This is a genomic window from Caenispirillum salinarum AK4, assembly GCF_000315795.1.
Classification (GTDB): domain Bacteria; phylum Pseudomonadota; class Alphaproteobacteria; order Rhodospirillales; family Rhodospirillaceae; genus Caenispirillum; species Caenispirillum salinarum.
In genome coordinates this window covers 389695-411187 of record NZ_ANHY01000003.1, presented here as the reverse complement: position 1 = coordinate 411187, position 21493 = coordinate 389695, and the positions used below count along the sequence as shown (strand labels likewise).

At 69.6% G+C, this 21493-nt stretch carries 22 protein-coding genes and 2 tRNA genes; 8 read left to right on the top strand and 16 right to left on the bottom strand.

Annotated features, from left to right (window positions below):
- Positions 1-117: 117 nt before the first annotated feature.
- Both C882_RS03420 and C882_RS03415 read right to left on the bottom strand, forming a co-directional pair.
- Positions 118-191, bottom strand: a tRNA-Gly gene (locus tag C882_RS03420).
- 45 nt (positions 192-236) lie between these two features.
- Positions 237-321 (bottom strand) — tRNA-Tyr (locus tag C882_RS03415).
- A gap of 164 nt (positions 322-485) precedes the next feature.
- Here C882_RS03415 and rlmB point away from each other — a divergent pair.
- Entirely contained in the window at positions 486-1322 is an 837-nt protein-coding gene (gene rlmB / locus C882_RS03410; RefSeq protein WP_009539146.1) for a 23S rRNA (guanosine(2251)-2'-O)-methyltransferase RlmB, read from the top strand.
- Positions 1323-1329: 7 nt separating this feature from the next.
- On the opposite strand, the gene C882_RS03405 is transcribed toward rlmB, so the two are convergent.
- Positions 1330-2055 carry a LuxR family transcriptional regulator gene (locus C882_RS03405; RefSeq protein WP_009539145.1) on the bottom strand — a complete coding sequence of 242 codons (726 nt, stop codon included), beginning with the start codon at positions 2053-2055 and terminating at the stop codon, positions 1330-1332.
- 253 nt (positions 2056-2308) lie between these two features.
- On the opposite strand from C882_RS03405, the gene C882_RS23825 reads away from it, so the two are divergent.
- Positions 2309-2719 carry a helix-turn-helix domain-containing protein gene (locus C882_RS23825; protein ID WP_085952415.1) on the top strand — a complete coding sequence of 137 codons (411 nt, stop codon included), beginning with the start codon at positions 2309-2311 and terminating at the stop codon, positions 2717-2719.
- A 162-nt stretch (positions 2720-2881) separates the two neighbouring features.
- On the opposite strand, the gene C882_RS03395 is transcribed toward C882_RS23825, so the two are convergent.
- Complete coding sequence (locus C882_RS03395; protein ID WP_009539143.1) at positions 2882-3796, bottom strand: DUF1206 domain-containing protein; 915 nt, start codon at positions 3794-3796, stop codon at positions 2882-2884.
- A gap of 200 nt (positions 3797-3996) precedes the next feature.
- Complete coding sequence (locus tag C882_RS03390) at positions 3997-4473, bottom strand: hypothetical protein (protein ID WP_009539142.1); 477 nt, start codon at positions 4471-4473, stop codon at positions 3997-3999.
- A gap of 200 nt (positions 4474-4673) precedes the next feature.
- On the opposite strand from C882_RS03390, the gene C882_RS03385 reads away from it, so the two are divergent.
- Positions 4674-5504 carry a hypothetical protein gene (locus C882_RS03385; RefSeq protein ID WP_043643166.1) on the top strand — a complete coding sequence of 277 codons (831 nt, stop codon included), beginning with the start codon at positions 4674-4676 and terminating at the stop codon, positions 5502-5504.
- A gap of 60 nt (positions 5505-5564) precedes the next feature.
- Here C882_RS03385 and C882_RS03380 read toward each other — a convergent pair whose 3' ends face one another.
- On the bottom strand, positions 5565-6902 hold the full coding sequence (locus C882_RS03380; protein ID WP_009539140.1) for a DUF2252 family protein: 1338 nt from the start codon (positions 6900-6902) through the stop codon (positions 5565-5567).
- Between the two features lie 125 nt (positions 6903-7027).
- On the opposite strand from C882_RS03380, the gene C882_RS24900 reads away from it, so the two are divergent.
- The 4 genes from C882_RS24900 (at position 7028) to C882_RS03365 (ending at position 9306) form a co-directional block, all read left to right on the top strand.
- Positions 7028-7180, top strand: coding sequence for a hypothetical protein (locus C882_RS24900; protein WP_009539139.1), 153 nt, complete (start codon positions 7028-7030; stop codon positions 7178-7180).
- Between the two features lie 123 nt (positions 7181-7303).
- Positions 7304-7834, top strand: a complete 531-nt coding sequence (locus C882_RS03375; protein ID WP_009539138.1) for a GlcG/HbpS family heme-binding protein — start codon at positions 7304-7306, stop codon at positions 7832-7834.
- A gap of 328 nt (positions 7835-8162) precedes the next feature.
- Positions 8163-8855: a DUF599 domain-containing protein gene (locus C882_RS03370; protein ID WP_009539137.1), complete on the top strand. Its 693-nt coding sequence runs from the start codon at positions 8163-8165 to the stop codon at positions 8853-8855.
- A gap of 172 nt (positions 8856-9027) precedes the next feature.
- The gene (locus C882_RS03365; RefSeq protein WP_009539136.1) at positions 9028-9306 is read left to right on the top strand and encodes a hypothetical protein; all 279 of its coding nucleotides are present in this window, start codon (positions 9028-9030) and stop codon (positions 9304-9306) included.
- A 46-nt stretch (positions 9307-9352) separates the two neighbouring features.
- On the opposite strand, the gene C882_RS03360 is transcribed toward C882_RS03365, so the two are convergent.
- The 6 genes from C882_RS03360 to C882_RS03335 all read right to left on the bottom strand — a co-directional run bounded on the left by C882_RS03360 (position 9353) and on the right by C882_RS03335 (position 14970).
- Positions 9353-9847 (bottom strand): hypothetical protein, encoded by a 495-nt coding sequence (locus C882_RS03360; RefSeq protein ID WP_009539135.1) that lies wholly within the window; start codon positions 9845-9847, stop codon positions 9353-9355.
- Between the two features lie 417 nt (positions 9848-10264).
- A complete protein-coding gene (locus C882_RS03355) occupies positions 10265-10954 on the bottom strand; it encodes an ABC transporter ATP-binding protein (protein WP_009539134.1) in 690 nt (229 codons plus the stop codon).
- Entirely contained in the window at positions 10948-11712 is a 765-nt protein-coding gene (locus tag C882_RS03350; RefSeq protein WP_009539133.1) for an ABC transporter ATP-binding protein, read from the bottom strand. Before C882_RS03350 ends, C882_RS03355 begins: the two co-directional genes overlap by 7 nt.
- The gene (locus C882_RS03345) at positions 11699-12715 is read right to left on the bottom strand and encodes a branched-chain amino acid ABC transporter permease (protein WP_009539132.1); all 1017 of its coding nucleotides are present in this window, start codon (positions 12713-12715) and stop codon (positions 11699-11701) included. Before C882_RS03345 ends, C882_RS03350 begins: the two co-directional genes overlap by 14 nt.
- Positions 12712-13626 (bottom strand): branched-chain amino acid ABC transporter permease, encoded by a 915-nt coding sequence (locus C882_RS03340; protein WP_009539131.1) that lies wholly within the window; start codon positions 13624-13626, stop codon positions 12712-12714. The genes C882_RS03345 and C882_RS03340 overlap by 4 nt, the downstream gene beginning before the upstream one ends.
- 165 nt (positions 13627-13791) lie before the next feature.
- Positions 13792-14970 carry an ABC transporter substrate-binding protein gene (locus tag C882_RS03335; RefSeq protein WP_009539130.1) on the bottom strand — a complete coding sequence of 393 codons (1179 nt, stop codon included), beginning with the start codon at positions 14968-14970 and terminating at the stop codon, positions 13792-13794.
- Positions 14971-15071: 101 nt separating this feature from the next.
- Here C882_RS03335 and C882_RS03330 point away from each other — a divergent pair, with 101 nt between their 5' ends.
- Complete coding sequence (locus C882_RS03330) at positions 15072-15743, top strand: trimeric intracellular cation channel family protein (RefSeq protein ID WP_009539129.1); 672 nt, start codon at positions 15072-15074, stop codon at positions 15741-15743.
- Between the two features lie 10 nt (positions 15744-15753).
- On the opposite strand, the gene fdhD is transcribed toward C882_RS03330, so the two are convergent.
- The 4 genes from fdhD to C882_RS03310 are packed head-to-tail and all read right to left on the bottom strand — an operon-like array spanning position 15754 to position 21392.
- Entirely contained in the window at positions 15754-16539 is a 786-nt protein-coding gene (gene fdhD, locus C882_RS03325; protein WP_152415173.1) for a formate dehydrogenase accessory sulfurtransferase FdhD, read from the bottom strand.
- 4 nt (positions 16540-16543) lie between these two features.
- Entirely contained in the window at positions 16544-19345 is a 2802-nt protein-coding gene (gene fdhF / locus C882_RS03320; RefSeq protein WP_009539127.1) for a formate dehydrogenase subunit alpha, read from the bottom strand.
- A 14-nt stretch (positions 19346-19359) separates the two neighbouring features.
- Positions 19360-20919 carry a formate dehydrogenase beta subunit gene (locus C882_RS03315; RefSeq protein ID WP_009539126.1) on the bottom strand — a complete coding sequence of 520 codons (1560 nt, stop codon included), beginning with the start codon at positions 20917-20919 and terminating at the stop codon, positions 19360-19362.
- Positions 20916-21392 (bottom strand): formate dehydrogenase subunit gamma, encoded by a 477-nt coding sequence (locus tag C882_RS03310; protein WP_009539125.1) that lies wholly within the window; start codon positions 21390-21392, stop codon positions 20916-20918. Before C882_RS03310 ends, C882_RS03315 begins: the two co-directional genes overlap by 4 nt.
- Between the last annotated feature and the right edge of the window lie 101 nt (positions 21393-21493).

Genomic DNA, 21493 nt, shown 5'->3' with positions numbered 1-21493 from the left:
GTGCCGATGTTGCAGTGCGGCTTCGAGCGCTCAAACTTTTCCTTGGCCATCTTCCAACCCGTGTCCTGGAGGTGCGCCTGAAAGTAGGGAATTGTCGGAGAGACAATGCGAAGAAGCTGGAGCGGGTGACGGGAATCGAACCCGCACAACCAGCTTGGAAGGCTGGGGCTCTACCATTGAGCTACACCCGCAAGCCCCGTCGTCCCGCCGACACCGCCGATCGCGGCGAGGGAATGTGGTGGAGGGGGCAGGATTCGAACCTGCGTAGACTACGTCGCCAGATTTACAGTCTGGTGCCTTTAACCACTCGGCCACCCCTCCATCGTCCGCCGCGTCCCGTGGGATCGCCGCGACAACGGAGGCCCTGAACTATTGGAAACGGCGCACCTTGTCAACGAGAAAAAAAGCGTTTAGGGCACAAATGTTAGCGGCGCCGTCGCCGCGGGCGGACGCTGCCGCTTTTCCCCAAACACCGAGGACACCCCATGGCCGCCAACCGCGACAAGCCCAAAGGAAAGCCCCACCGCCGCGCGGGCGGCAAGCCGCCGCGCGGGACCGCGCCGGCGGGCGCCTCGGCCGGCGGAGAGGGCTGGCTCTATGGCCGCCATCCGGTGGAGGCCGCGCTCGCCAATCCGGCCCGCAAGGTGCGCACGGTCGTGGGCACGCGGGAGGCGCTGGAGGACCTGCGCGCCCTGCTGGACGCGCGCGACGACCTGCCCGTCGTGCGCGTGGCGGAGAAGTCGGAACTGGACGCCATGCTGCCGCCCGGTGCCGTCCATCAGGGACTGGCACTGTCGGCCGCACCCCTGCCCGTCCCCGGCATCGAGGATCTGCTGCGCCAGGCCGCCGACGTCGAGGCCGGCGTCATCCTTGCACTGGACCAGGTGACGGACCCGCACAATGTCGGCGCCATCCTGCGCAGCGCGGCGGCCTTCGGGGCGCTGGCCGTGCTCACGCAGGACCGCCACGCGCCAGAGGAAACGGCGGTGCTCGCCAAGTCCGCATCCGGTGCGGTGGAGCGGGTGCCGCTGGTGCGCGTCGGCAACCTCAAGCAGGCGCTGGAGAAGCTGAAGGCCGAGAACTGGTGGGTTGCCGGCATGGCCGCCGACGCTCCGGCCACGCTCGCGGGTGCCGGGCTGAGCGGCAAGGTCGTGCTGGTGCTCGGCAGCGAGGGCACGGGGATGCGGCGCCTGACGCGGGAGGCCTGCGACCATCTGGTGCGCCTGCCCATGACCGGCGCCATGGAAAGCCTGAACGTCAGCAACGCCGCCGCCGTGGCGCTCTATGAACTGCGCCGCGAGGCGCTTGAGGAGAAGGGCTGACGCCGTTTCACGGTATGATGAGGCCGTGGCGGATCGCCTTGAGTACCGCCAGGACGCGAGAACTGGCCTCGAGCTTGCGCATGGCGTTGGTGATGTGGAAGTTCACCGCGCTTTCCGAGACGTTGAGGATCTGGCTGATGTCCCAGTTGCTCTTCCCCCGCGCCGCCCACAGCAGCACCTCGCGCTCGCGCGGGGTGAGGGGCACGAACGCCGGCACCGCGTCGTCGGGCTCCTCCTGGGCCAGATCCTGGTAGACCAGCTGAAACTGCATGCCGATGGCGCCGATGGCGCGGGCGACATCGGGCCGCTCCGCCTCGGCATCGGCACCTGAGACCGACAGCAGCGCCGCCTGGCCGCCCGGCCCGAACAGGGGAACCGTCACGCCGCTGCGCAGCCCAACCATCGACGACTCCTCGCGCAGGTCCTTCTGCTTGCGCAGCAGGCCGGCGTCCCACACGTCCCGCCAGAGGAAAGGCCGCGCCGTATGGCGGGCGCGGTGGATGACGGGATCGATGTCGCTGTAGCCGTTCCGCAGGTAGTGCGCCACCCAGACCTCCGGCAGCGTGCTGACGGGAACCAGGCTCGCGGGATCGCCGCTGGCCTGGTACCGCGAGACCTGGCAATACACCGTGTAGTCGAACCCGTGTGCCCGCGTCTCGTCCACCAGAAGGGCGCGCAGGTCGTCCAGCGACCCGGCTTGCTGAGAGTTCTCCACGAATTGCGCAATGGACATGGCAGTCTTCCCTCGCCTCAACCCGAGCGTATCATAATACCGCAGCCAGGCCTGCAGGCGCCCCCATTACAGGCGACTGCGGCCGCTTAAGACCAAGGTCGCCCACTCCAAATAATTGCAAGATCACCACACACAGTTATGCGGCGCAATTTTATTCGAATTACTTCCTCTAACGTGAAGATAGGGCTTGCGGGGGCATGGAAGCAATAGGTAGCATGAAGTCGTCGTACGTAACTATGCATTGCGAGGAACCATGATGCCCCTCCCCAATCAGGCCTCTGCAGCGGCGCCCGAACAGGATGCCGTCCGCGAGGGTCACCCGCTCGACCGCCATGTCGGCCGCCGCGTTCGCCTGCGCCGCACGCTTCTCGGCCTCACCCAGCAGGAGCTGGGCGAGCAGATCGGCGTCACCTTCCAGCAGATCCAGAAGTACGAGCGCGGCACCAACCGCATCTCCGCCTCCCGCCTGTGGGAGATCGCGCGGGTGCTGAAGGTGCCGGTGTCGTTCTTCTTCGAAGACTTCCAGGAAGGCGCCGACACCCTGCCGCAGTCCAGCGGCGAGAACGCCATCAGCACCGAGGAACTGCGCCTGCTGGTGGCCTTCAACCGCCTCGGCAAGAAGCAGCAGGCGGCGATCCTGACGTTTCTCGAAAACAGCGCCTGACGACGGCGACGATCTCAGCCGCAGCCGGCCCGGGGAGGGAAAGGGCCGGACGACGCGCTGACAGATCCTGAACGGCTCCCGGGGCCTTGTGGGGGCCGGTCACACGAAAACGGGGCGGCGGTCCAATGGCGGGCCGCCGCCCCGTTTCCGTTTTCGGCGCCATCACGGCTGCGGGATGATGCGGTACTTGGCCTGCACCAGGCCGAACACGCCGAAGGCCACCAGCCCGGCCGCCGTGATGCCCAGCAGCCACGCGCCGTACGGCTGAGCCTGCAGGGTCGCCAGGACCTGCGGCAGTCCCGCGGACTGGGCGCTGCCCGAGCCGAAGGCGGCCGAGATCAGGAACACGCCCACCATCGCCAGCACCAGCGCCTTGGCGCCCAGCCCGAAGCGGGCGACCTTGTCGATCCAACCGGAGTTGGCGGCGCGGGGATCAAGCTTGTCCTTGTATTTCTTCTTCACCGCCTTGACGACCTGCGATCCGGCGACCCCGATGGCGATGACGCCGAAGGCCGCGATCACCCAGTAGCCCCACGGCTGCTGCATGATCCATGCCGTGACGCCGGCGGAACCGCCGCCACCGCCGCCACCGCCCGACCCGCCGCCCGCCATCGCCAGGCCGGTCCAGATCAGCGAGGCGGCATAGAGCGCCAGGCCCAGATGGATGATCCCCGAAAACACCATGCCGAGACGGATGGCCCAACCCTTGGCATCGCTCCCGTGGCTGTCGGCGTCGCCGAAGCCCTGAACCAGCCGCCACAGGGTGAACCCGAGCAGGCCGACGGCGATGGCCGCCACCAGCCACGTGCCGGCGGGCAGGTCGAGGATCGCCTGGATGGCGCCCTTGGTGCCGGTGGTGCTGCCCTCGGCGCCGCCGGTGGAGACGCCCAGACCCTGAATGGCCGCCAGCACCGCCAGCACGCCGACGACGATGTAGACGATGCCGCGCGCCGCGTAGCCGGCCCGGGCCAGCATGGTGAGGCCCTTGCGGCCGCCCTTTTCCGCCTGGCGCCCGGCCTCGCGACCAGCCTGGCGGGCGCTTTGGCCGTGGCGGCGGACATTGGATGAAGTCGCCATGGTTCGAACTCCCAGAATTTTCCCGCACAACGCCGTTCGCGCAGCGCCTGTTGCGCTACCGCGAAGTCGGCGAAAAAATACGGCATGGGACTCGACTTCTTGTTGACTAGGCGCCGCCCCGACTGTGCATAAACGGCATCACGGACGGACGGCCCATACGCCCTTTTTACTTTTCGCCTTACCCGGAAACGCCATGCGGATCAGGCCTTCTTGCCGCCCTTGCGCGACAGGCGCCGGGCGTTGGCGGTGGTCCGCTTGTGGTAGGGGCGCAGGGCGGCGTCATAGGCCGACAGCCACGCCGTCCAGGCCGCCGTCGACAGCCCTGCCGTAGCGGCAACCGGCGGGGCGGCGGCGAAGGGCATGGCGGCCCAGCGGCCCCATTCGATCCAGTGCGCGGCCATGGCCCCGGCCACATGGCTCTGCGCCGCCGGCAGGGCGGCGGCGGCGGCCGTGGCCGCGTCCACGGCGGCTTCCGCCTTCTCCGCCACCATGCGCTGCGACTCCCGCGCATCGTGGGGCACAAGGCCGAGCGCCGCCAGGCCCAAGGCCGACGTGCGCAGGCTGATCGTGGCCGCCGCCGCCGTCAGCATCTCGCCCGATGTCACCACGCTGCGCGTCAGGCGCAGGGCATCGGCCGGGGTGACGGCAGCACGGGAAGACGAACGGCGGCGGGACATGATCAAGTTCCTGATTCCATCGAAAGACTTGGACAGCAGCGGGAAGATACAGAAGAAGAGCCTAAGATGGCCATAAAAAACGGTGGCGTTCTACTTCAGGCAGCCTTATCACCGGGGGCCGAATATCCCGGTGAAAACAACAGCTTCTGCCACAGGAGGACGGACTGACCGTGAACAGGACGGAAATCCGACTAAGCGGCATGTCGCGCAGCGGCAACCACGCCATCATCGACTGGATCATGCGGCAGGCCGACGGCCGCGTGTGTTTTCTCAACTGCGCCGAGGGCAAGACCAATCCCTTCGAAAGCTGCCGGCCCTTGAGCGACGGCCGACCATGGCGGGCCTCGTGGGAGAATTTCGACCTTGATGCCGAAGCCGGCGGCCGGCTGAGTCCCAAGGACCTGCTGCTGCACTCCTACGAGGACAGCTACAACGCCCACGCCTTCAGCCGGGTTTTTGAAGACCGCCACGACGCCTGGGTCGGCCCCTCGGGCCGGCGCCTGGACGTCGTCATCCTGCGCGACCCGTTCAACCTGTTCGCCAGCCGCCGGGCCATGGGTGCAGACCTGCCCCGGGCCACCGCCGCCCGCATGTGGAAGCAGCATGCCCGCACCGCGCTGAAGGCGCTGAACACCCGCCCGCGCAAGGGCAGCCGCCGGCATCCGCTGCCCATCCTCTACAACCGCTGGGCCTCGGAGCGGGCGTACCGGGCGGAGATTGCCGCACGGCTCGGCCTGTCCTTCACGGACGCGGGCATCGAGACGGTGGCCGCCTGCAACGGCGGCAGTTCCTTCGACGGGCTGGCCTACGACGGCCGTGCAGGCGCCATGCGCGTGACCGAGCGCTGGCGCGCCTATGCCGACGATACCGAATACCTGAGCCTGTTCGACGCCGAGATGGTGGACCTGTCGCGGCAGCTTTTCGGTCCGCCGCCGCACCTGCCGCGCCTGCCGGAAACGGCCCCGGCGCAGCCCGCCGCCGCGGCGCCGACCTGCGCGGAACCGGCCGCCGCCCTCAAGCCCGAACGGTAGGCATTCCCGTCCGGGGGCGGGCGAGGGAGCCCTTGGCTTCTTCGCCCGTCAACCCGGCCCTCAGCCGTCGTTCAGCAGTCCCCGCAACGCCGCCCAGTCCTCCACCACCTGCGCGGCGTAGTCGACAGCCGCACGGTTGATGGTTTCGCGCGTGCGGTCGATGGCGAGCGCCTCGGCCATGGCGGCTTCCAGGTCGGTGGAGCGCCGGTCGCCGCGCGCGTGCGCCAGGGCCAGAGCCTCGCCGCAGGCTTCGGCGTATTCCTCGATCATGCGCGCCGGCTTCTCGCAGATCAGCACCTCCGGGTCGAGGCCGACACGGGCGAAGTGGCGCGAGCGGATCAGCCAGTGGTGGCCGCGCCACCGGGCCTCGTCCAGCACCATGTCGGGGCGGCGCTGCATGACACGCTGGCAGTCGACGGTCAGGTGGGCGGGGTCCAGCCGGTTGGTGGGGCTCATGTCGGGGAAGTGCCGCAGCGGCGCCGCCGGCTTCTGCCGCTTCACCTCCACCACGTGGTTGAGATGCGGCCGCGTTGGGTCAAGCCTGGGCGGCCCCACCAGCAGGTAATAGCGGTCGACGTCGACCGATCCCGTTCCGGCCCCCAGGCGCCGCACCACGTCCAGAATCGCGTCGTCCACATAGGGGCGAAACGCCTCGACGATGTCGGCCTTTTCCGCCGCGTCCAGACGGCCGTGACGGCCCGGAATGTCGCGGAAGCGCCAGGCGCCGTCTCGCACTTCGGCGGCCTTGGCGAGGCTGGACTTGGTCTCGAAGTTCTTGCCGCCGGCGGTGCGCTTGCGGGCCTTGCGCTCGGCCGGGCCCAGGGCGTGCTTCTTCTTGAAGCCGCCGATGACGCGGTCGCGCGCGTCCGGGTCGCCCACAACGTCGGCGCAGGCGCGGGCATAGGCGGTGAGGAACGACTCGATGGCGCGCGCGGCAGCCTCGGGTTCGGGGGCGGTGCCCGGCGGCACCGGGTCGTCGTCCTCCATCTCGTAGGTGCCGCCGCAGACGCCGACCGCGTATTCCGCCGCCAGCACCAGGCTTGCGGCGAATCGCAGCAGGTCCCAGGCCGTCCGCCCCATGCAGGCGTCGTCGTAGTCGTTGGGGCACCAGATGACGGCATCGCCGTGGGAGCCTTCCTCGGTCAGGAAGCCGAAGTTGGAGAAATGGCAGTCGCCCTGCACGCGCGTCAGCGGCACGTCGCGCAGCGCCTCCGGCACGGGCAGCAGCCCCGATGCCAGGTCGGCGTAGAACAGCTGCGCCGAGCCCCGGAAGAACCGGAACGGCGAGCGCGCCATCTTCAGATGCTTGGGCAGCGGGTCCTTCGGCCGCGGCGGGGCGCCGTCGACGGCCTTCAATTCCGTGCGGATCAAGGCGGCGCGGTCCTGTGTCAGCGACATGCGGATGGGTCCTCCCTCTTCGGTGGCACCAGAAGGGTGCCTTTCCCCTTGTCGGGGATCAAGGCGCGCGGCGGCGGGGCGAGGCGATCATCGGCCGCCCGCCCTTCGCATGGAGTCGTTTCAGGATGACCGACAAGGAATTCGCCATGCTGGCGCTGGCGCCGCTGATCGTGGCGATGGCTGTTGTCCTCTGGCGCCAGGGCGCCATCGGCGGCGGCGTCGTGGGCATTGTGACCGTCGCCGCCGGCATCATCGCCAGTGTCGTGGCGCTGACCTGACGCACCCTCCCCTTTCGGAGGACGCCGCCGGTGCATCGGCCCCCTTTCTTCGCCGTGCTACACTTTCTGCGCGCCCCTCCATGACGGACGGGCGCAGACAGGGAGACACAGGGAGAAACGCCGATGATACAGCGTAAGCACATGGCCGTTGCCGCCCTCGCCCTCGGCACCGCCCTCGCCGCCACGGCCGCCACGGGGCCCGCCCTGGCGCAGAGCGAGGAGGACGCCATCGTCCAGCACAACGCGCTCACGCCCGAGTTGGCGCACGCCATCACAGAGGCCGCCATGCAGCACTGCCTGGAGCAGGGCTATCAGGTCGCCGTGGCCGTCACCGACCGCTGGGGCGTGCCGCAGTCGCTGATCCGCGCCCGCTATGCCGGGCCGCACACGCCCGAGACGGCCATCCGCAAGGCCTACACCGCCGTCAGTTTCCGCACGCCCACCGTGGACCTGATCGCCAACACCGCGGCCGGTGAGCAGCAGTCGGGGGCGCGGGACATTCCCGGGGTGCTCATGCTCGGCGGCGGCGAGCCCATGGAATGGCACGGCGGGCTGATCGCCGGTGTCGGCGTCTCGGGCGCACCCACGGGCGAGGACGACGCCGCCTGCGCCAAGGCCGGCATCGAGGCCGTCCAGGACCGCATGCCGCTCTAGCCCCGCCGGCCGCCGGGACCGGGGACCTGGCGGCTGGTCGGGAGGGCGGAGGCGGAACCGTCCGACGGGGTACGCCGGCTGCCGATGCCGCTGCCCCTTCCGCACACTGTTCGCAACGGGCCGAAACGGCGACGCTTTGAGGGTCAGCCTGGAAGGTGGGGGCGCGCTGATCACCTTCCTCCGCCGTCTTGCACGGCTGCCGCGCTGGCACCCGCCCCCGTCGCCGCCCGACCCTTCCCCCCTGCCGGAGCGACGGGGGCGGTAGCCCCGCCGATGCGGCCGGGTTACCCTTGCCCCCGATGGATCACCGAGGGGGCCTTACCCGCACATGCTGGAATGGATCGACGTCTGGGACGGCGCCGCGCTCGTCTGGTTCTTCGCCGTCTGGGCGGCCTACACTGCCTATGCCGACCACGGGCCGGCGCACGCCCGCAGCATCACGGCGGCCATGAACGCCCGCCGCCGCGCCTGGATGCACGAGGCCGCCCGGCGGGACCTGCGCATGATAGACACCAACATCCTGGGCAACCTGCTGACGGGCGTGGGCTTCTTCTCGTCGACGACCATCTTCGTCATCGGCGGCCTGATTGCCATGATCGGTGTGGCCGACCAGAGCGCGCTGGCGTTGGCCCGCCTGCCGCTGACCGACGCCGCCCAGCCCGCCGCGCTGGAGATCAAGACCGCCGGGCTGCTGGTGATCTTCATCTACGCCTTCTTCAAGTTCGCCTGGGCCTTCCGCCTGGCGAACTACTGCTCCATCACCGTCGGCGGGCTGCCGGCGGCGGCGGACGGCGAGAGCGCGCACAGCAAGCGCATCGCCGAAGTGGCGGCGATGCTGTCGGCGCGCTCCGGCCACCATTTCAACCGCGGACTTCGGGCGTACTTCTTCGCGCTGGCGGCGCTGGGGTGGCTGATCGGGCCGGCGGTCTTCGCGGTGCTGACCACGGGGGTGGCTCTGGTGCTCTACCGCAGGGAGTTCAAGTCCAAGGCCCTGTTCGCGCTGCGCGATCTAAACCCGTAACGAATTTCGGCGATTCAACGCGGATCGAATCGGGGCCTCGGCGGTTATCCCGACATGCGGCGTGTCATGCGGACCGCCGCACGGGAGGTCGCCGCGCAACCGCCCAGGACAAGACCGGGGATACCGGCACAGGCCAGGCGCGGCGGCGGGTCACGAGCAGGAGACGTTCGTCATGCTGTCCATTGACGACTGCATCGCCATGAGCGAACTGAGCCCCGAGGAAATCGACGCCATCGCCGAGCACGAGCACATCCCCGAGATCGTGGCGGCGGAGCTTGGCAACTACATCATGCAGTGCCCCGACGGCAGCCTGTGCGTCCAGCGCTTCATCCTGGACGACATCGCCACCGCCAAGGCGCACGGCCACATGGCGCACGCCGCCAAGCTGAAACTGGTGCTCAAGCACTTCGTGGACAGCCACGAGGAACTGAAGGTCAGGCAGACCGTCTGACCCCGCACATCTGCACCCCCCACAGCTGCAAAGCGAGGCCGCCGGATCAGGCGGCTTCCTTCAGCAGCTGGTCCAGCGCCACGTCGGCCGGCACGTCGTCGGGAGCGAAGGCGTAGCACTTGGCCGGCGCCTCGGCCAGCGTCAGCGGCGCCGACTCGATGGCGTCCATGGTTTCCTTCTCGTAGAAGAACCGCGCCCGGTCGGGATTGTAGCCGACCGCCGTGCAGTCGCGCGCCACCTCGGCCACCACATCGGCCTCGGGCACCCAGGGAAAGCGGTTCTCCACGATGTCCGAGCGCGGTGCCTCGGCGTCATCGAGCGCAAAGGTGTCCGCCGCCACAAGCTGCCCCTCCAGCCAGGCGTGCAGGTTGACCCGCCCCGAGCGCAGGTAGTCGAACCGCTTCGCCTCGATCACCACCATTTCCACATCGGCCAGCAGCACGCTGTTGGAATAGTGGGCGACCTTCCAGTTGTCGTCGTCGCCGATGTGGGCGACGGTCAGGCAGTTGCGGGGAATGTTGCGGTAGACGCGGACGAGCACGGCGCTCTCCTGTGGCGGCCTTGCGTGGAACGGATGGACGGGAAGGCCCGCACCATACCAGCTTCAAGGGCTTGGGTCACGCCCGGGGGTCCGGGACGAGCACACGGGGCGGTAACGCTGGAAGTGGACCGCGGGACGTTGCCTCCCGCTTTCGAGGCTGTATGGAAATCGGTGGACGTTCACCAGAGGGAGCGCGGCAGGATGGCCCGCACCGTATGTGGATTCCTGCTTTCGCAGGAATGACGGGTGATTCTTTTGTTCTAGGACAATATCTCAAGAAATCCGTCGCCCTGCGAAAGCTGGGGCCCACGCACTCCGTCAGCCGCCCTTGCGACGCCTCTTCTGGCAGTCAGCCGTTTTCTTGACACCCTCTTTCGAAGGCGGCGGTCCGCGGCCCGATGTCTGTCGCCCGCACCGTCACACCGCCAGATATTTCCGCTGCAAGTCCTCGTCCGCGCGCAGAGTCGCCGTGGCACCTTCCCAGGCGATGCGGCCCTTGACCAGCACCACCGCGCGGTCGGCCAGCCGCAGCACCGGGCCGAGGCGGCTGTCGACCAGCAGGATGGCCTGGCCCTCGTCCTTCAGCCGCGCCAGTGTCTGCCAGATTTCCGCGCGGATGACGGGGGCGAGGCCCTCGGTCGCTTCGTCCAGAATGAGGATGGACGGGTTGGTCAATAGCGCCCGGCCGATGGCGAGCATCTGCTGCTCACCGCCGGACAGCTGGCTGCCCAGGTTCCCCAGGCGCTCGCCCAGGCGGGGGAACAGTTCCAGCACGCCGGCGTAGGTCCAGCGGCCGGGGCGTTCGGTGGCGCGCAGGTTTTCCGCCACCGTCAGGTTGGGGAAGATGCGCCGACCCTCCGGCACCAGCCCCAGACCCCGCGTCGCCCGTTTGTGGGACGGCAGGGCCGTGACATCCGTGCCGTTCATGAGCACTGATCCCCCCATGGCGGGCAGCATTCCCGTCAGGGCGCGCACCGTCGTCGTCTTGCCCATGCCGTTGCGGCCGAGCAGCGCGACGATCTCCCCTTCCGCCACGCCGAGGGAGATGTCTTCCAGCACCCGCACGTCGCCGTAGCCGGCGGACAGGTCGCGTGCCTCGATCAGCATGCGTCGTCCTCGCTCAGGTACGCCCGGCGCACGTCCGGGTCATCGCGGATGACCGAGGGCGGGCCGCTGGCGATGACGGCGCCGTCCACCAGCACCGTCACCACGTCGGCCAGGCGGAAGACCACGTCCATGTCGTGCTCCACCAGCAGGATGCCCATGTCGGCCTTCAGCGCGTGGATGACGGCCGACAGGTTGCGCGTCTCCACGAAACCCAGCCCCGCCATGGGCTCGTCCAGCAGCAGCACGCGGGGCTCGCGTGCGAGCGCCATGGCCATCTCCAGAAGCCGCCGCTGCCCGTGCGCCAGGTCGGATGCCCGCGTGCGCGCGAGGTGCCCGATGCCCAGCGTGTAGAGCGCCTGGCGGGCAGGCTCCAGCAGCGAGTCGTCGGCGCTGGCGGGTTTCCAGAAGCGGGCGTGGTGGCGGCGGCCGGCCTGGACGGCCAGCATGACGCTCTCCAACGCCGTCATTTCCGGGAACAGGGCGCTGATCTGGAAGGACCGTGCGAGCCCCAGACGCGCCCGGCCCGCCTCGTCCAGCCGCGTGACGGAGTGGCCGGAGAACAGCACCTCACCGGCGTCGGGCCTGAGCGACCCCGCAAGCTGGGCGATGGCGGTGGACTTGCCCGCGCCATTGGGGCCGATCAGCGCGTGAATCTGGCCGGTCCGCACCGTCAGCGACAGGCCGTTGGTGGCGACCAGGGCGCCGAAGCTCTTGTGCAGGTCGCGGGCTTCCAGGACCGGGGCGTCAGGCGTCGTCATGCCGTTTCCCCATGTTCAAACGATCGAGAAACCCGCCGACGCCGCCGCGGGCGAACAGCACGATCACCACCAGCAGCGGCCCCATGATGACGGCCCAGTGCTGGGTGAACTCCATGAGGACTTCCTCCAGCCCCAGCAGCACCAGCGCGCCCCACACGGCACCCGACAGGCTGCCCAGCCCGCCCAGGATGACGATCACCAGAAGCTCGCCGGACACCGTCCAGTGGCCCAGGCCGGGGCTGACGAACTCGTCCACGTTCGCCATCAAGGCGCCCGCCACCGCAACGATGCCGCCCGACAGCGCGAAGGCGCCGATCTGGTAGGCCAGCGGCCGGTAGCCCAGCGCCCGCATCCGGGCCTCGTTCTGGCGGGCGCCGTCCAGCACCCAGCCGAAGGGGGCGGCGGTCATGCGCGACAGCACCCACCAAGCCAGCGCCAGGATGACCAGGCAGACGGCGTGCAGCGCCAGCCGGTCGGACATTTCCAGCCCCGCCAGCGTGTTGCGGCCCCACCACATGGAAATGCCGTCCTCCCCGCCGTAGGCCCGCAAGGAGACCAGCAGGTAGAAGATCATCTGCGCCAGCGCCAGCGTGATCATGATGAAATAGGCCCCGCGCGTGCGAAGGCTCAGCCAGCCAAACGGCACGGCGATCAGCGCGCCGACCGCGAAGGCCGCCGGCAGGGAAATCAGCATGTCGTTCCAGCCGGGCAGGCCGAGGGGCGCCGGCGTTTCGTCGTAGGCGTGCTGGCTGCCGATGCCGACGACATAGCCGCCGATGGCGAAGAAGGCGGCGTGGCCCAGGCTCACCATGCCGCCGATGCTCAGGATGAAGTGCAGCGCCATGGCGGCCAGCGCGAAGACGGCCATGCGCGTGAACACCGGCACCAGCCACCCGGCATCCACCGCCATGGCGGCCAGCGGCGCCACCGCCAGCAGCAGCATGGGCAGGCCGTCGCGGATCAGCCGGCGGCGAAGGGTGAGGGCGTCGGGCCGCATGGTCATCCCTTGCGCCCGTAGAGGCCCGAGGGGAAGACCGCCAGCACCACGGCCATGACCAGGAAGATCAGCATGGACGACAGCGCCGCCGCGCCCGCCTCGGCCGCACCCTCGCCGAACAGGAAGGCCAGGATGTCGGGCAGGTAGACGCGCCCCAGCGTGTCCGTCAGCCCGACCACCAGCGAGCCGACGACCGCCCCCTTCAACGACCCGATGCCGCCGATCACCACGACGACGAAGGCGAGGATCAGGATGGGCTCCCCCATGCCCGACTGCACCGCCAGGAACGGCCCGGCCAGCACGCCCGCCAGGCCGGCCAGAAGGGCACCCAGCGCGAAGACCAGCGAATAGAGCCTGCCGATATCCACGCCCAGCGCGCCGATCATCTCGCGGTCCACGGAGCCGGCGCGGATGCGCATGCCGATGCGCGTGCCGCGCACCAGCCATCCCAACGCCAGCATCACGGCAAGCCCGGCGCCGATCACCACCAGCCGGTAGACCGGATAGGGGGCGCCGGGCACGACCTCCACGAAACCTGACAGGGCATCAGGCACGTCCAGCCGCATGGGCCGGATACCCCACACCAGGCGCACCATCTCGTTGAAGAACAGGATCAGGCCGAAGGTCGCCAGCACCTGATCCAGGTGGTCGCGGTCATACAGCCGGCGCATGACCACGGTTTCGATCAGCAGCCCGACGGCGAACGCCGCACCCGCACCCGCCAGCAGGCCGAGAGCCCACGAGCCGGTCTCGCCGCTCACCCAGGCGGCGACGAAGGCACCCGTCATGAACAGCGACCCGTGGGCCAGGTTCAGCAGGCTCATGATGCCGAAGATCAGCGTCAGTCCCGACGCCATCAGCAGCAGCGTCACCGACAACTGCACGCCGTTCAGGAGCTGTTCGAGGAAAAGAAGCATACGGTTCAGGTTCCAAGCAGACGCGGGGGACCTCGGTCCCCCGATCCCCCTCACCGGGGAGCACAGCTCCCCGGCCCCCTCAGTCTTCTATTAAAAGAAGTGAGGGTTCGGGAGCTTCCGCTCCCGAGCGGGTTTGGGCGGCAGCCCAAGCGCGTCAGCGCTCATTCACATCTCGCACTCAGCCGCATAGGCGTCCTGGTGGTCCTCGAACACCTCGGCGACCATGCGGTTGGTGATGTTGCCGGTTTCGTCCTTGTAGACCTCGCGCACGTACAGGTCCTGGATCGGGTGGTTGTTGTTGCCGAAGCGGAAGTCACCGCGCACGCTGTCGAACTCCGCCTTCTTGATGGCAGCGGCCAGCGCGTCGGTGTCGTCGGTGCTCCAGCCCGTTTCCGTCAGGGCGGAAACGATCAGGTTGCCGGCGTCGTAACCCTGGCTGGAGTACAGCGTCGGGTATTCGTCGTATTTGGCGATGTAGGCGGCGACAAACTTGCGGTTGGGCTCGTTGTCCAGGTCCGGCGACCATTGGCTGCCGTTGTAGAATCCGATGGCGGCGTCGCCCACCGCGTCCAGCAGCGTGTCGTCGAAGCTGAACGCCGGGCCGAGCGCCGGGATCTTGTCGGCCAGTCCGGCCTGGGCGAACTGCTTCATGAAGTTGATGCCCATGCCGCCGGGATAGAAGAAGTACACGGCGTCGGGCGCGGCATCGCGCAGTTCGGCGATTTCCGGGGCGTAGTCGGTCTGGCCCAACTTGGTGTAGACCTCGTCCACCACCTCGCCCTTGAAGAAGCGCTTGAAGCCCGCGAGGCTGTCCTTGCCAGCCTGGTACTGCGGGGCCAGCAGGTAGACCCGTTCATACCCCTGGTCGGTGGCGTACTGGCCCATGACCTCGGCCAGGTTGTCGTTCTGCCAGGCGACGTTGAAGTACTTGGGGTGGCAGCCCTTGCCCGCCAGCGGCGCGGGGCCCGCGTTGGGGCTGACGTAGACCACGTCGTTGTTGCGCACCAGCTTGGGGATGGTCGCCATGGCGACGTTGGAGAAGATGGAACCCGTCATCAGCTTCACGCCGTCGCGCTCCACCATGCGCTGGGTCAACTGGGACGCCTGCGCCGGGTCCAGACCGTCGTCCTCCACCAGAAGCTCCACCCGGTCGGCGGCGCCCGATTGCTCCAGCGCCAGTTCGAAGCCCTTGCGCACGTGGTCGCCCAGGTATCCGGCGCCGGTGGACAACGTGGTGACCATGCCGATCTTCACCGGCTCCTGCGCCAGTGCGGCGGTGGAGGATAGGGCGGTGGCGGCGGCGAATGCTGCGGCGGCGGCGATCGCGGCGGGTTTCCTGTGCATGGGTCTTCGGCCTCCCTTATAGTCCCGGCCCTTGTTGTACCCGACTTCGCGGCTGTGCCAAAGAGTTTCGCCCGGCCGCCGATGGACGAAAGAAAGCATCCATGCCGCCCCTTTCCCTGCTCGACATCGCCGGCATCGTCACCGTTCTGGACGTGCTGGGCGTCTGCGTCTTCGCCATATCCGGCGCCCTGGTCGCGGCGCGGAAGGAGATGGACCCCATCGGCTTCATCGCGCTGGGCACCGTGACCGGCATCGGCGGCGGCACGCTCCGTGATCTGGTGCTGGGCGTGCAGCCCGTGTTCTGGGTCTCCGACAGCCTCTACCTGATCGCGCCCGTGGTGGTGTCGTTGGCGATGTTCTGGGGCGCCCGCCTGTTCCACAGCCGCTATGCCGGCCTTGTCTGGGCGGATGCGCTGGGGATGGCGCTGTTTTCGGTGACGGGCGCAAGCAAGGCGCTGACGCTGGGCGCGCCGCCCTCGGTGGCCATCGCCATGGGCATCATGACGGCGGCCTTCGGCGGCATCATCCGCGACGTCCTGGCCGGCGAGAGCCCGCTGGTGCTGCACAAGGAAATCTACGTCACCGCCGCCTTCGCGGGCGCCGGCACGCTGGTGATCCTGCACGGCCTGGGCGTGGGGCAGGAGGTGCGCGCGCTCGCGGCCTTCGCCCTGGCGTTCACGGTGCGCGCCCTGGCAATCGCGCGGGGCTGGTCCCTGCCCCACTACCGCCGCCCCGACCGCCCGCTGGATGGCCCGCCCAAGCGGCGGGACTGAGGTTCTGTCTTCAGAAGGACACGATCGACTCGCCGGGCCCGCGTGTCGCCAGCGTCATGCCGGCCTGCCGCGCCAGATCGAGCGCCAACGCCGTCGGAGCCGACAGCGTCGCCAGCAGGGGCGTTCCGGCGCGGGCGGCCTTCTGCACCAGTTCGAAGCTGCACCGGCTGGTCATGACCATGAAGCCGTCCGCCCCCTCCAGCCCGGCGGCGGCCATGGCGCCCACCAGCTTGTCCAGCGCGTTGTGCCTGCCGACGTCCTCGCGCGCCAGCCGCACTGCCCCGTCCGCGTCGCAGAAGGCCGCGGCGTGCATGGTGCGGTTGGCGCGATTGAGCGGCTGATGGTCCGGCAGCGCCGCAAACGCCCGCCCCACGGCCTCGGCATCGATGTCCAGCCGCCGCACCGGGCGCGGCGGGCGCACGGCATCGTCCAGGCTCTCCACGCCGCACAGGCCGCAGCCGGTACGGCCGGCCAGCCCGCGCAGGACAGGATCGGCGCGCAGCACCGCGGTCGGCGGCACGGTCAGCGCCGCCACCAGACCCTTGGGGTGTTCGGACACGCTGACGGCCTCCACCGCCGCGGCCTCGGCGATGATGTCCTCGGTCAGGCAGAAGCCGACGGCGAAGTCCTCCAGGTCGGCGGGGGTCGCCATCATGACGGCGTGGGACACGCCGTTGACGACAATGGCGACGGGAACCTCCTCGGCCACCTGCCAGTCCACGGTGTCGAACACGCGCACGGCCCGCACGCCCTGTCCGCGCGCCGTGGCCGAGCCCCGCGAGACGGGCGCGGCCATCGTCCTACTCCGCCGCCGGCGCGCCGGCCGGCTCCGCCGGTGTCGCGGGCTGGTTGGACAGGGCCACCTGCACGGCCGTCACCTTGTATTCCGGACAGTTGGTCGCCCAGTCGGAATAGTCCGTAGTGACCACGTTCGCCCCCGTCACCGGGTGATGGAACGTCGTGTAGACCACGCCCTGGGGCATGCGGTCGGACAGGCGCGCCCGCAGGGTGGTCGCCCCCATGCGCGAGGCCAGCGAGACCCGGTCGCCGTCGCGGATGCCGCGCTGCTCGGCGTCGTGGGGGTGGATGTCCAGCAGGTCCTCGGCGTGCCATCGGCTGTTTTCCGTCCGCCGCGTCTGGGCGCCCACGTTGTACTGCGTCAGGATGCGCCCGGTGGTCAGGATCAGCGGGAAGAAGCGCGACGCGCGTTCCTCCGTCGCCACGAACTCGGTCACCATGAACCGCCCCTTGCCGCGCACGAAGCCGTCGACGTGCATGACGGGCGTCCCCGCGGGCGCCGCGTCGTTGCACGGCCACTGCACGCTGCCCAGGCGGTCCAGCCGCTCGAAGGAGACGCCGGCAAAGGTGGGCGTCAGGGCGGCGATCTCGTCCATGATCTCGGCGGCGCTGCCATAGGACATGGGATAGCCCATGGCCGTCGCCAGCTCGCAGGCGACCTGCCATTCGTGCTTGCCCGGCACCGGTGCCAGCGCCGGGCGGACACGGTTGATGCGGCGTTCGGCGTTGGTGAAGGTGCCGTCCTTTTCCAGGAACGACGTGCCCGGCAGGAAGACATGGGCGAAGGCCGCCGTCTCGTTCAGGAACAGGTCCTGCACCACCAGGCATTCCAGCGCGCCCAGGGCGGCATGGACGTGGCGGGTGTTGGGATCGGACTGCGCGACGTCCTCCCCCTGGACGAACAGACCCTTGAACGTGCCCGCCACCGCGCTGTCGAACATGTTGGGGATGCGCAAGCCCGGTTCGGGGTCCAGGTCGGCACGCCACAGGGTCTCGAACTGCGCCCGCACCGTGTCGTCGGAAACGTGGCGGTAGCCGGTGAACTCGTGCGGGAAACTGCCCATGTCGCACGATCCCTGCACGTTGTTCTGCCCGCGCAGGGGGTTCACGCCCACGCCCGGCCGCCCGATGTTGCCGGTCGCCATGGCCAGGTTCGCCATGCCCATGACCATGGTGGAGCCCTGGCTGTGCTCGGTGACGCCCAGGCCGTAGTAGATGGCCGCGTTGCCGCCGGTGGCGAACATCCGGGCGGCGGCGCGCAGGTCGGCGCCGGGGATGCCGGTGATTTCTTCCACCGCCTCGGGCGCGTGGCGGGGCTCGGCGATGAAGGCCTCCCAGGCGTCCATGTCCTCGCAGCGCTCGGCCATGAAGGCGCGGTCGGCCAGGCCTTCCGTCACCACCACATGCGCCATGGCGTTGATGAAGGCCACGTTGGCGCCCGGCCTGAGCTGCAGGTGGAAGTCGGCCTGCACATGGGGGCCGCGCACGAGGTCGATGCGGCGCGGGTCCACCACGATCAGCCGCGCGCCCTGGCGCAGGCGCTTCTTCAGGCGCGAGGCGAAGACGGGGTGGCCGTCGGTCGGGTTTGCGCCGATGACCATGACCACGTCGGCGGATTCGACGCTCTTGAAGTCCTGCGTTCCGGCCGAGGTGCCGAAGGTCTGCTTGAGCCCGTAGCCCGTCGGCGAGTGGCAGACACGGGCGCAGGTGTCCACGTTGTTCACGCCGAAGCCGGCGCGGATCATCTTCTGGACGGCGAAGACCTCTTCATTGGTGCAGCGCGACGACGTGATGCCGCCGACGGCGCCCCGGCCGTGACGCGCCTGGATGTCGCGGAAGCGCCGGGCGGTGAAGGCGATGGCCTCCTCCCACGACACCGCGCGCCAGGGATCCGTGATGCGCTCGCGGATCAGGGGAGTGGTCACGCGGTCGGCGTGGGTGGCGTAGCCCCAGGCGAAGCGGCCCTTCACGCAGGAATGCCCTTCGTTGGCGCCGCCGTCCTTCGACGGCACCATGCGGACAACCTCGGTCCCCTGCATCTCGGCGCGGAAGGAACAGCCGACGCCGCAATAGGCGCAGGTGGTTTCCACCACATGCTCGGGCAGGCCCTTCTCGATCACCGACTTTTCCATCAGCGTCGCCGTCGGGCAGGCCTGGACGCAGGCGCCGCACGAGACGCATTCGCTGTCCATGAAGGCCTCGGCCATGCCGGCCGCGACGGTGCTCGCGAAGCCGCGGCCGTCGATGGTCAGGGCGAAGGTGCCCTGGGTCTCCTCGCACGCCCGCACGCAACGGGAGCACACGATGCACTTGGACGGATCGAAGGTGAAATAGGGGTTGGAGGCATCCTTTTCCGCCGCCAGATGGTTGGCGCCGTCCATGCCGTAGCGCACGGCGCGCAAGCCCACGACGCCGGCCATGTCCTGCAGTTCGCAGTCGCCGTTGGCAGCGCAGGTCAGGCAGTCCAGCGGGTGGTCGGAAATGTAAAGCTCCATCACGCCGCGGCGCAGCGACGCCAGACGATCGGTGCGGGTCGCCACCACCATGCCGTCCGCCACCGGTGTGGTGCAGGACGCCGGGGTGCCCTTGCGGCCCTCGATCTCCACGAGGCACAGGCGGCAGGAGCCGAAGGCCTCCAGGCTGTCGGTGGCGCACAGCTTGGGAATGCTGATCCCGGCCTCCGACGCCGCGCGCATGACACTGGTGCCGGCGGGCACGGTGACGCGGGCGCCGTCGATGGTCAGCGTGACGGGAGCGCCGTCGCGGGCGGGGGTGCCGTGGTCGGGTTGCCGGGCGCAGGCCATGGGGCGGCTCCGTTCTACTCGGCCGCCGGCGCCGCTTGGCGCGGGCGGTGAAAGTCCTCGGGGAAATGCTTCAGCGCGCTGCGCACGGGCATGGGGGTCAGGCCGCCCATGGCGCACAGGCTGCCGTCGGCCATCAGTGTGCACAGGTCGTCGAGCAGCGCCATGTTGCCGTCCACGTCGGTGCCGGCGCGGATGCGGTCGATCACCTCCACCCCGCGGGTCGACCCGATGCGGCAGGGCGTGCACTTGCCGCAGCTTTCGATGGCGCAGAACTCCATGGCGAAGCGCGCCTGCGCGGCCATGTCGGCGGTGTCGTCGAACACCACCAGCCCGCCGTGGCCCACCATGGCCTCCTCGGCGGCGAAGGCCTCGTAGTCCTTGGGCAGGTGGAACAGGCTCTCCGGCAGGTAGGCGCCCAGCGGCCCGCCCGCCTGCACCGCCTTGACCGGCCGCCCCGACGCCGTGCCGCCGCCGAAGCGGTAGACCAGGTCGTGCAGCGAAATCCCGAAAGCCTTTTCCACCAGCCCGCCGCGCTTGATGTTGCCGGCCAGTTGGAAGGGCTGCGTGCCGCGCGAGTGGCCGACGCCGAAGTCGCGGTAGAACGCCGCCCCCCGCTCCAGGATCACCGGGACGGCGCACAGGCTGAGCACGTTGTTGACGACGGTGGGCTTGCCGAACAGCCCCTCCAGCGCCGGCAGGGGCGGCTTGGGCCGGACCTCGCCGCGCCGGCCCTCCAGGCTTTCCAGCATGGAGGTTTCCTCGCCGCAGATGTAGGCCCCGGCGCCGACGCGCACCTCCAGGTGGAACGACCGCCCGCTGCCGTGCATGTCCGCGCCCAGCCAGCCCTCCGCCTCGGCCAGACGGATGGCCTCGCGCATGGTGGCGACGGCGTGCGGGTATTCCGACCGGATGTAGACGAACCCCTCCGCCGCGCCGACGGCCAGGGCGGCGATGGTCATGCCCTCGATCAGCAGGAAGGGGTCGCCTTCCATGATCATGCGGTCGGCGAAGGTGCCGCTGTCGCCTTCGTCGGCATTGCAGCAGATGAATTTCAGATCGCCCGGCGCCTCCAGCACCGTGCGCCACTTGATGCCGGTGGGGAAGCCGGCGCCGCCGCGCCCGCGCAGGCCGCTGTCCTTCACCTCGTCGCAGATCGCCGCCGGCTCCAGCGCCAGCGCCTTTTCCAGCCCGGCGAAGCCGCCATGGGCGCGGTAGTCCGCCACCGACAGCGGGTCGGTGATGCCGCAGCGGACGAAGGTCAGGCGCTCCTGCTCCGCCAGGTACGGGATAACCTCCGTCGGCCCCAGGGCCAAGGGATGAGCGTCGCCGAAGCCGGCGTCGAACAACCCCGGCACGTCGGCGGCGGTGACGGGCCCGAAGGCATGGCGGACGCCGTCGCGCACCACCTCCACCAGCGGCTCCAGCCAGAACATCCCGCGCGAGCCGGTGCGCATCATGTCGAGCGCGACGCCGCGCCGCCCGGCCTCGGCGGCGATGGCGTCGGCGACCTCCTCCGCGCCCACCGACAGGGCGGCAGAGTCGCGCGGCACGGACAGGATCAGGGCGCCGCTCATGCCGGTTCCTCCTGGCGCGTCAGGGCGTCGAAGCGGGCGGGTGTGACGCGGCCGTGCAGGCGGTCGTCGATCATCACCGCCGGCGACAGCGCGCAGTTGCCCAGGCAGTACACGGCCTCCAGCGTGAAGGCGCCGTCGGCGGTGGTTTCGCCCGGCGCGGCGGACAGGCGCCGCCGCGCGTGGTCCAGCAGGCGTTCGGCGCCCATGGACTGGCAGGCCTCGGCGCGGCAGACCTTGACCACGTGGCGACCGGGACGGGTGCGGCGGAAGTCGTGATAGAAGGACACGACGCCATGCACCTCCGCCCGCGAGAGGTTCAACTCGGCGGCCACAAGCGGCACCGCCGCGTCGTCGATACAGCCGAAATGCTCCTGCAGGGCGTGCAGGATGGGCAGCAGAGCGCCGCGCAAGGATCGGTGATCCGCGATGATGGTGCGGGCCCGGTCTTCCGACCAGGGGGCGGTGCCGGCCATGACGTGTCCTCCCGTGGCTGAGCCGCCGTTGCCCGGCGTGTTCGCGTGGCCACCAGAATGCCCCCGCCGAAGCCGGCGCCGCAAATTGCTTTTCGTCATCC

Coding starts and splice junctions, on each gene's coding strand:
- rlmB (WP_009539146.1), top strand. CDS start 486: ATGGCCGCCAACCGCGACAAGCCCAAAGGAAAGCCCCACCGCCGCGCG.
- C882_RS03405 (WP_009539145.1), bottom strand. CDS start 2,055: ATGTCCATTGCGCAATTCGTGGAGAACTCTCAGCAAGCCGGGTCGCTG.
- C882_RS23825 (WP_085952415.1), top strand. CDS start 2,309: ATGATGCCCCTCCCCAATCAGGCCTCTGCAGCGGCGCCCGAACAGGAT.
- C882_RS03395 (WP_009539143.1), bottom strand. CDS start 3,796: ATGGCGACTTCATCCAATGTCCGCCGCCACGGCCAAAGCGCCCGCCAG.
- C882_RS03390 (WP_009539142.1), bottom strand. CDS start 4,473: ATGTCCCGCCGCCGTTCGTCTTCCCGTGCTGCCGTCACCCCGGCCGAT.
- C882_RS03385 (WP_043643166.1), top strand. CDS start 4,674: ATGTCGCGCAGCGGCAACCACGCCATCATCGACTGGATCATGCGGCAG.
- C882_RS03380 (WP_009539140.1), bottom strand. CDS start 6,902: ATGTCGCTGACACAGGACCGCGCCGCCTTGATCCGCACGGAATTGAAG.
- C882_RS24900 (WP_009539139.1), top strand. CDS start 7,028: ATGACCGACAAGGAATTCGCCATGCTGGCGCTGGCGCCGCTGATCGTG.
- C882_RS03375 (WP_009539138.1), top strand. CDS start 7,304: ATGATACAGCGTAAGCACATGGCCGTTGCCGCCCTCGCCCTCGGCACC.
- C882_RS03370 (WP_009539137.1), top strand. CDS start 8,163: ATGCTGGAATGGATCGACGTCTGGGACGGCGCCGCGCTCGTCTGGTTC.
- C882_RS03365 (WP_009539136.1), top strand. CDS start 9,028: ATGCTGTCCATTGACGACTGCATCGCCATGAGCGAACTGAGCCCCGAG.
- C882_RS03355 (WP_009539134.1), bottom strand. CDS start 10,954: ATGCTGATCGAGGCACGCGACCTGTCCGCCGGCTACGGCGACGTGCGG.
- C882_RS03350 (WP_009539133.1), bottom strand. CDS start 11,712: ATGACGACGCCTGACGCCCCGGTCCTGGAAGCCCGCGACCTGCACAAG.
- C882_RS03345 (WP_009539132.1), bottom strand. CDS start 12,715: ATGACCATGCGGCCCGACGCCCTCACCCTTCGCCGCCGGCTGATCCGC.
- C882_RS03340 (WP_009539131.1), bottom strand. CDS start 13,626: ATGCTTCTTTTCCTCGAACAGCTCCTGAACGGCGTGCAGTTGTCGGTG.
- C882_RS03335 (WP_009539130.1), bottom strand. CDS start 14,970: ATGCACAGGAAACCCGCCGCGATCGCCGCCGCCGCAGCATTCGCCGCC.
- C882_RS03330 (WP_009539129.1), top strand. CDS start 15,072: ATGCCGCCCCTTTCCCTGCTCGACATCGCCGGCATCGTCACCGTTCTG.
- fdhD (WP_152415173.1), bottom strand. CDS start 16,539: ATGGCCGCGCCCGTCTCGCGGGGCTCGGCCACGGCGCGCGGACAGGGC.
- fdhF (WP_009539127.1), bottom strand. CDS start 19,345: ATGGCCTGCGCCCGGCAACCCGACCACGGCACCCCCGCCCGCGACGGC.
- C882_RS03315 (WP_009539126.1), bottom strand. CDS start 20,919: ATGAGCGGCGCCCTGATCCTGTCCGTGCCGCGCGACTCTGCCGCCCTG.
- C882_RS03310 (WP_009539125.1), bottom strand. CDS start 21,392: ATGGCCGGCACCGCCCCCTGGTCGGAAGACCGGGCCCGCACCATCATC.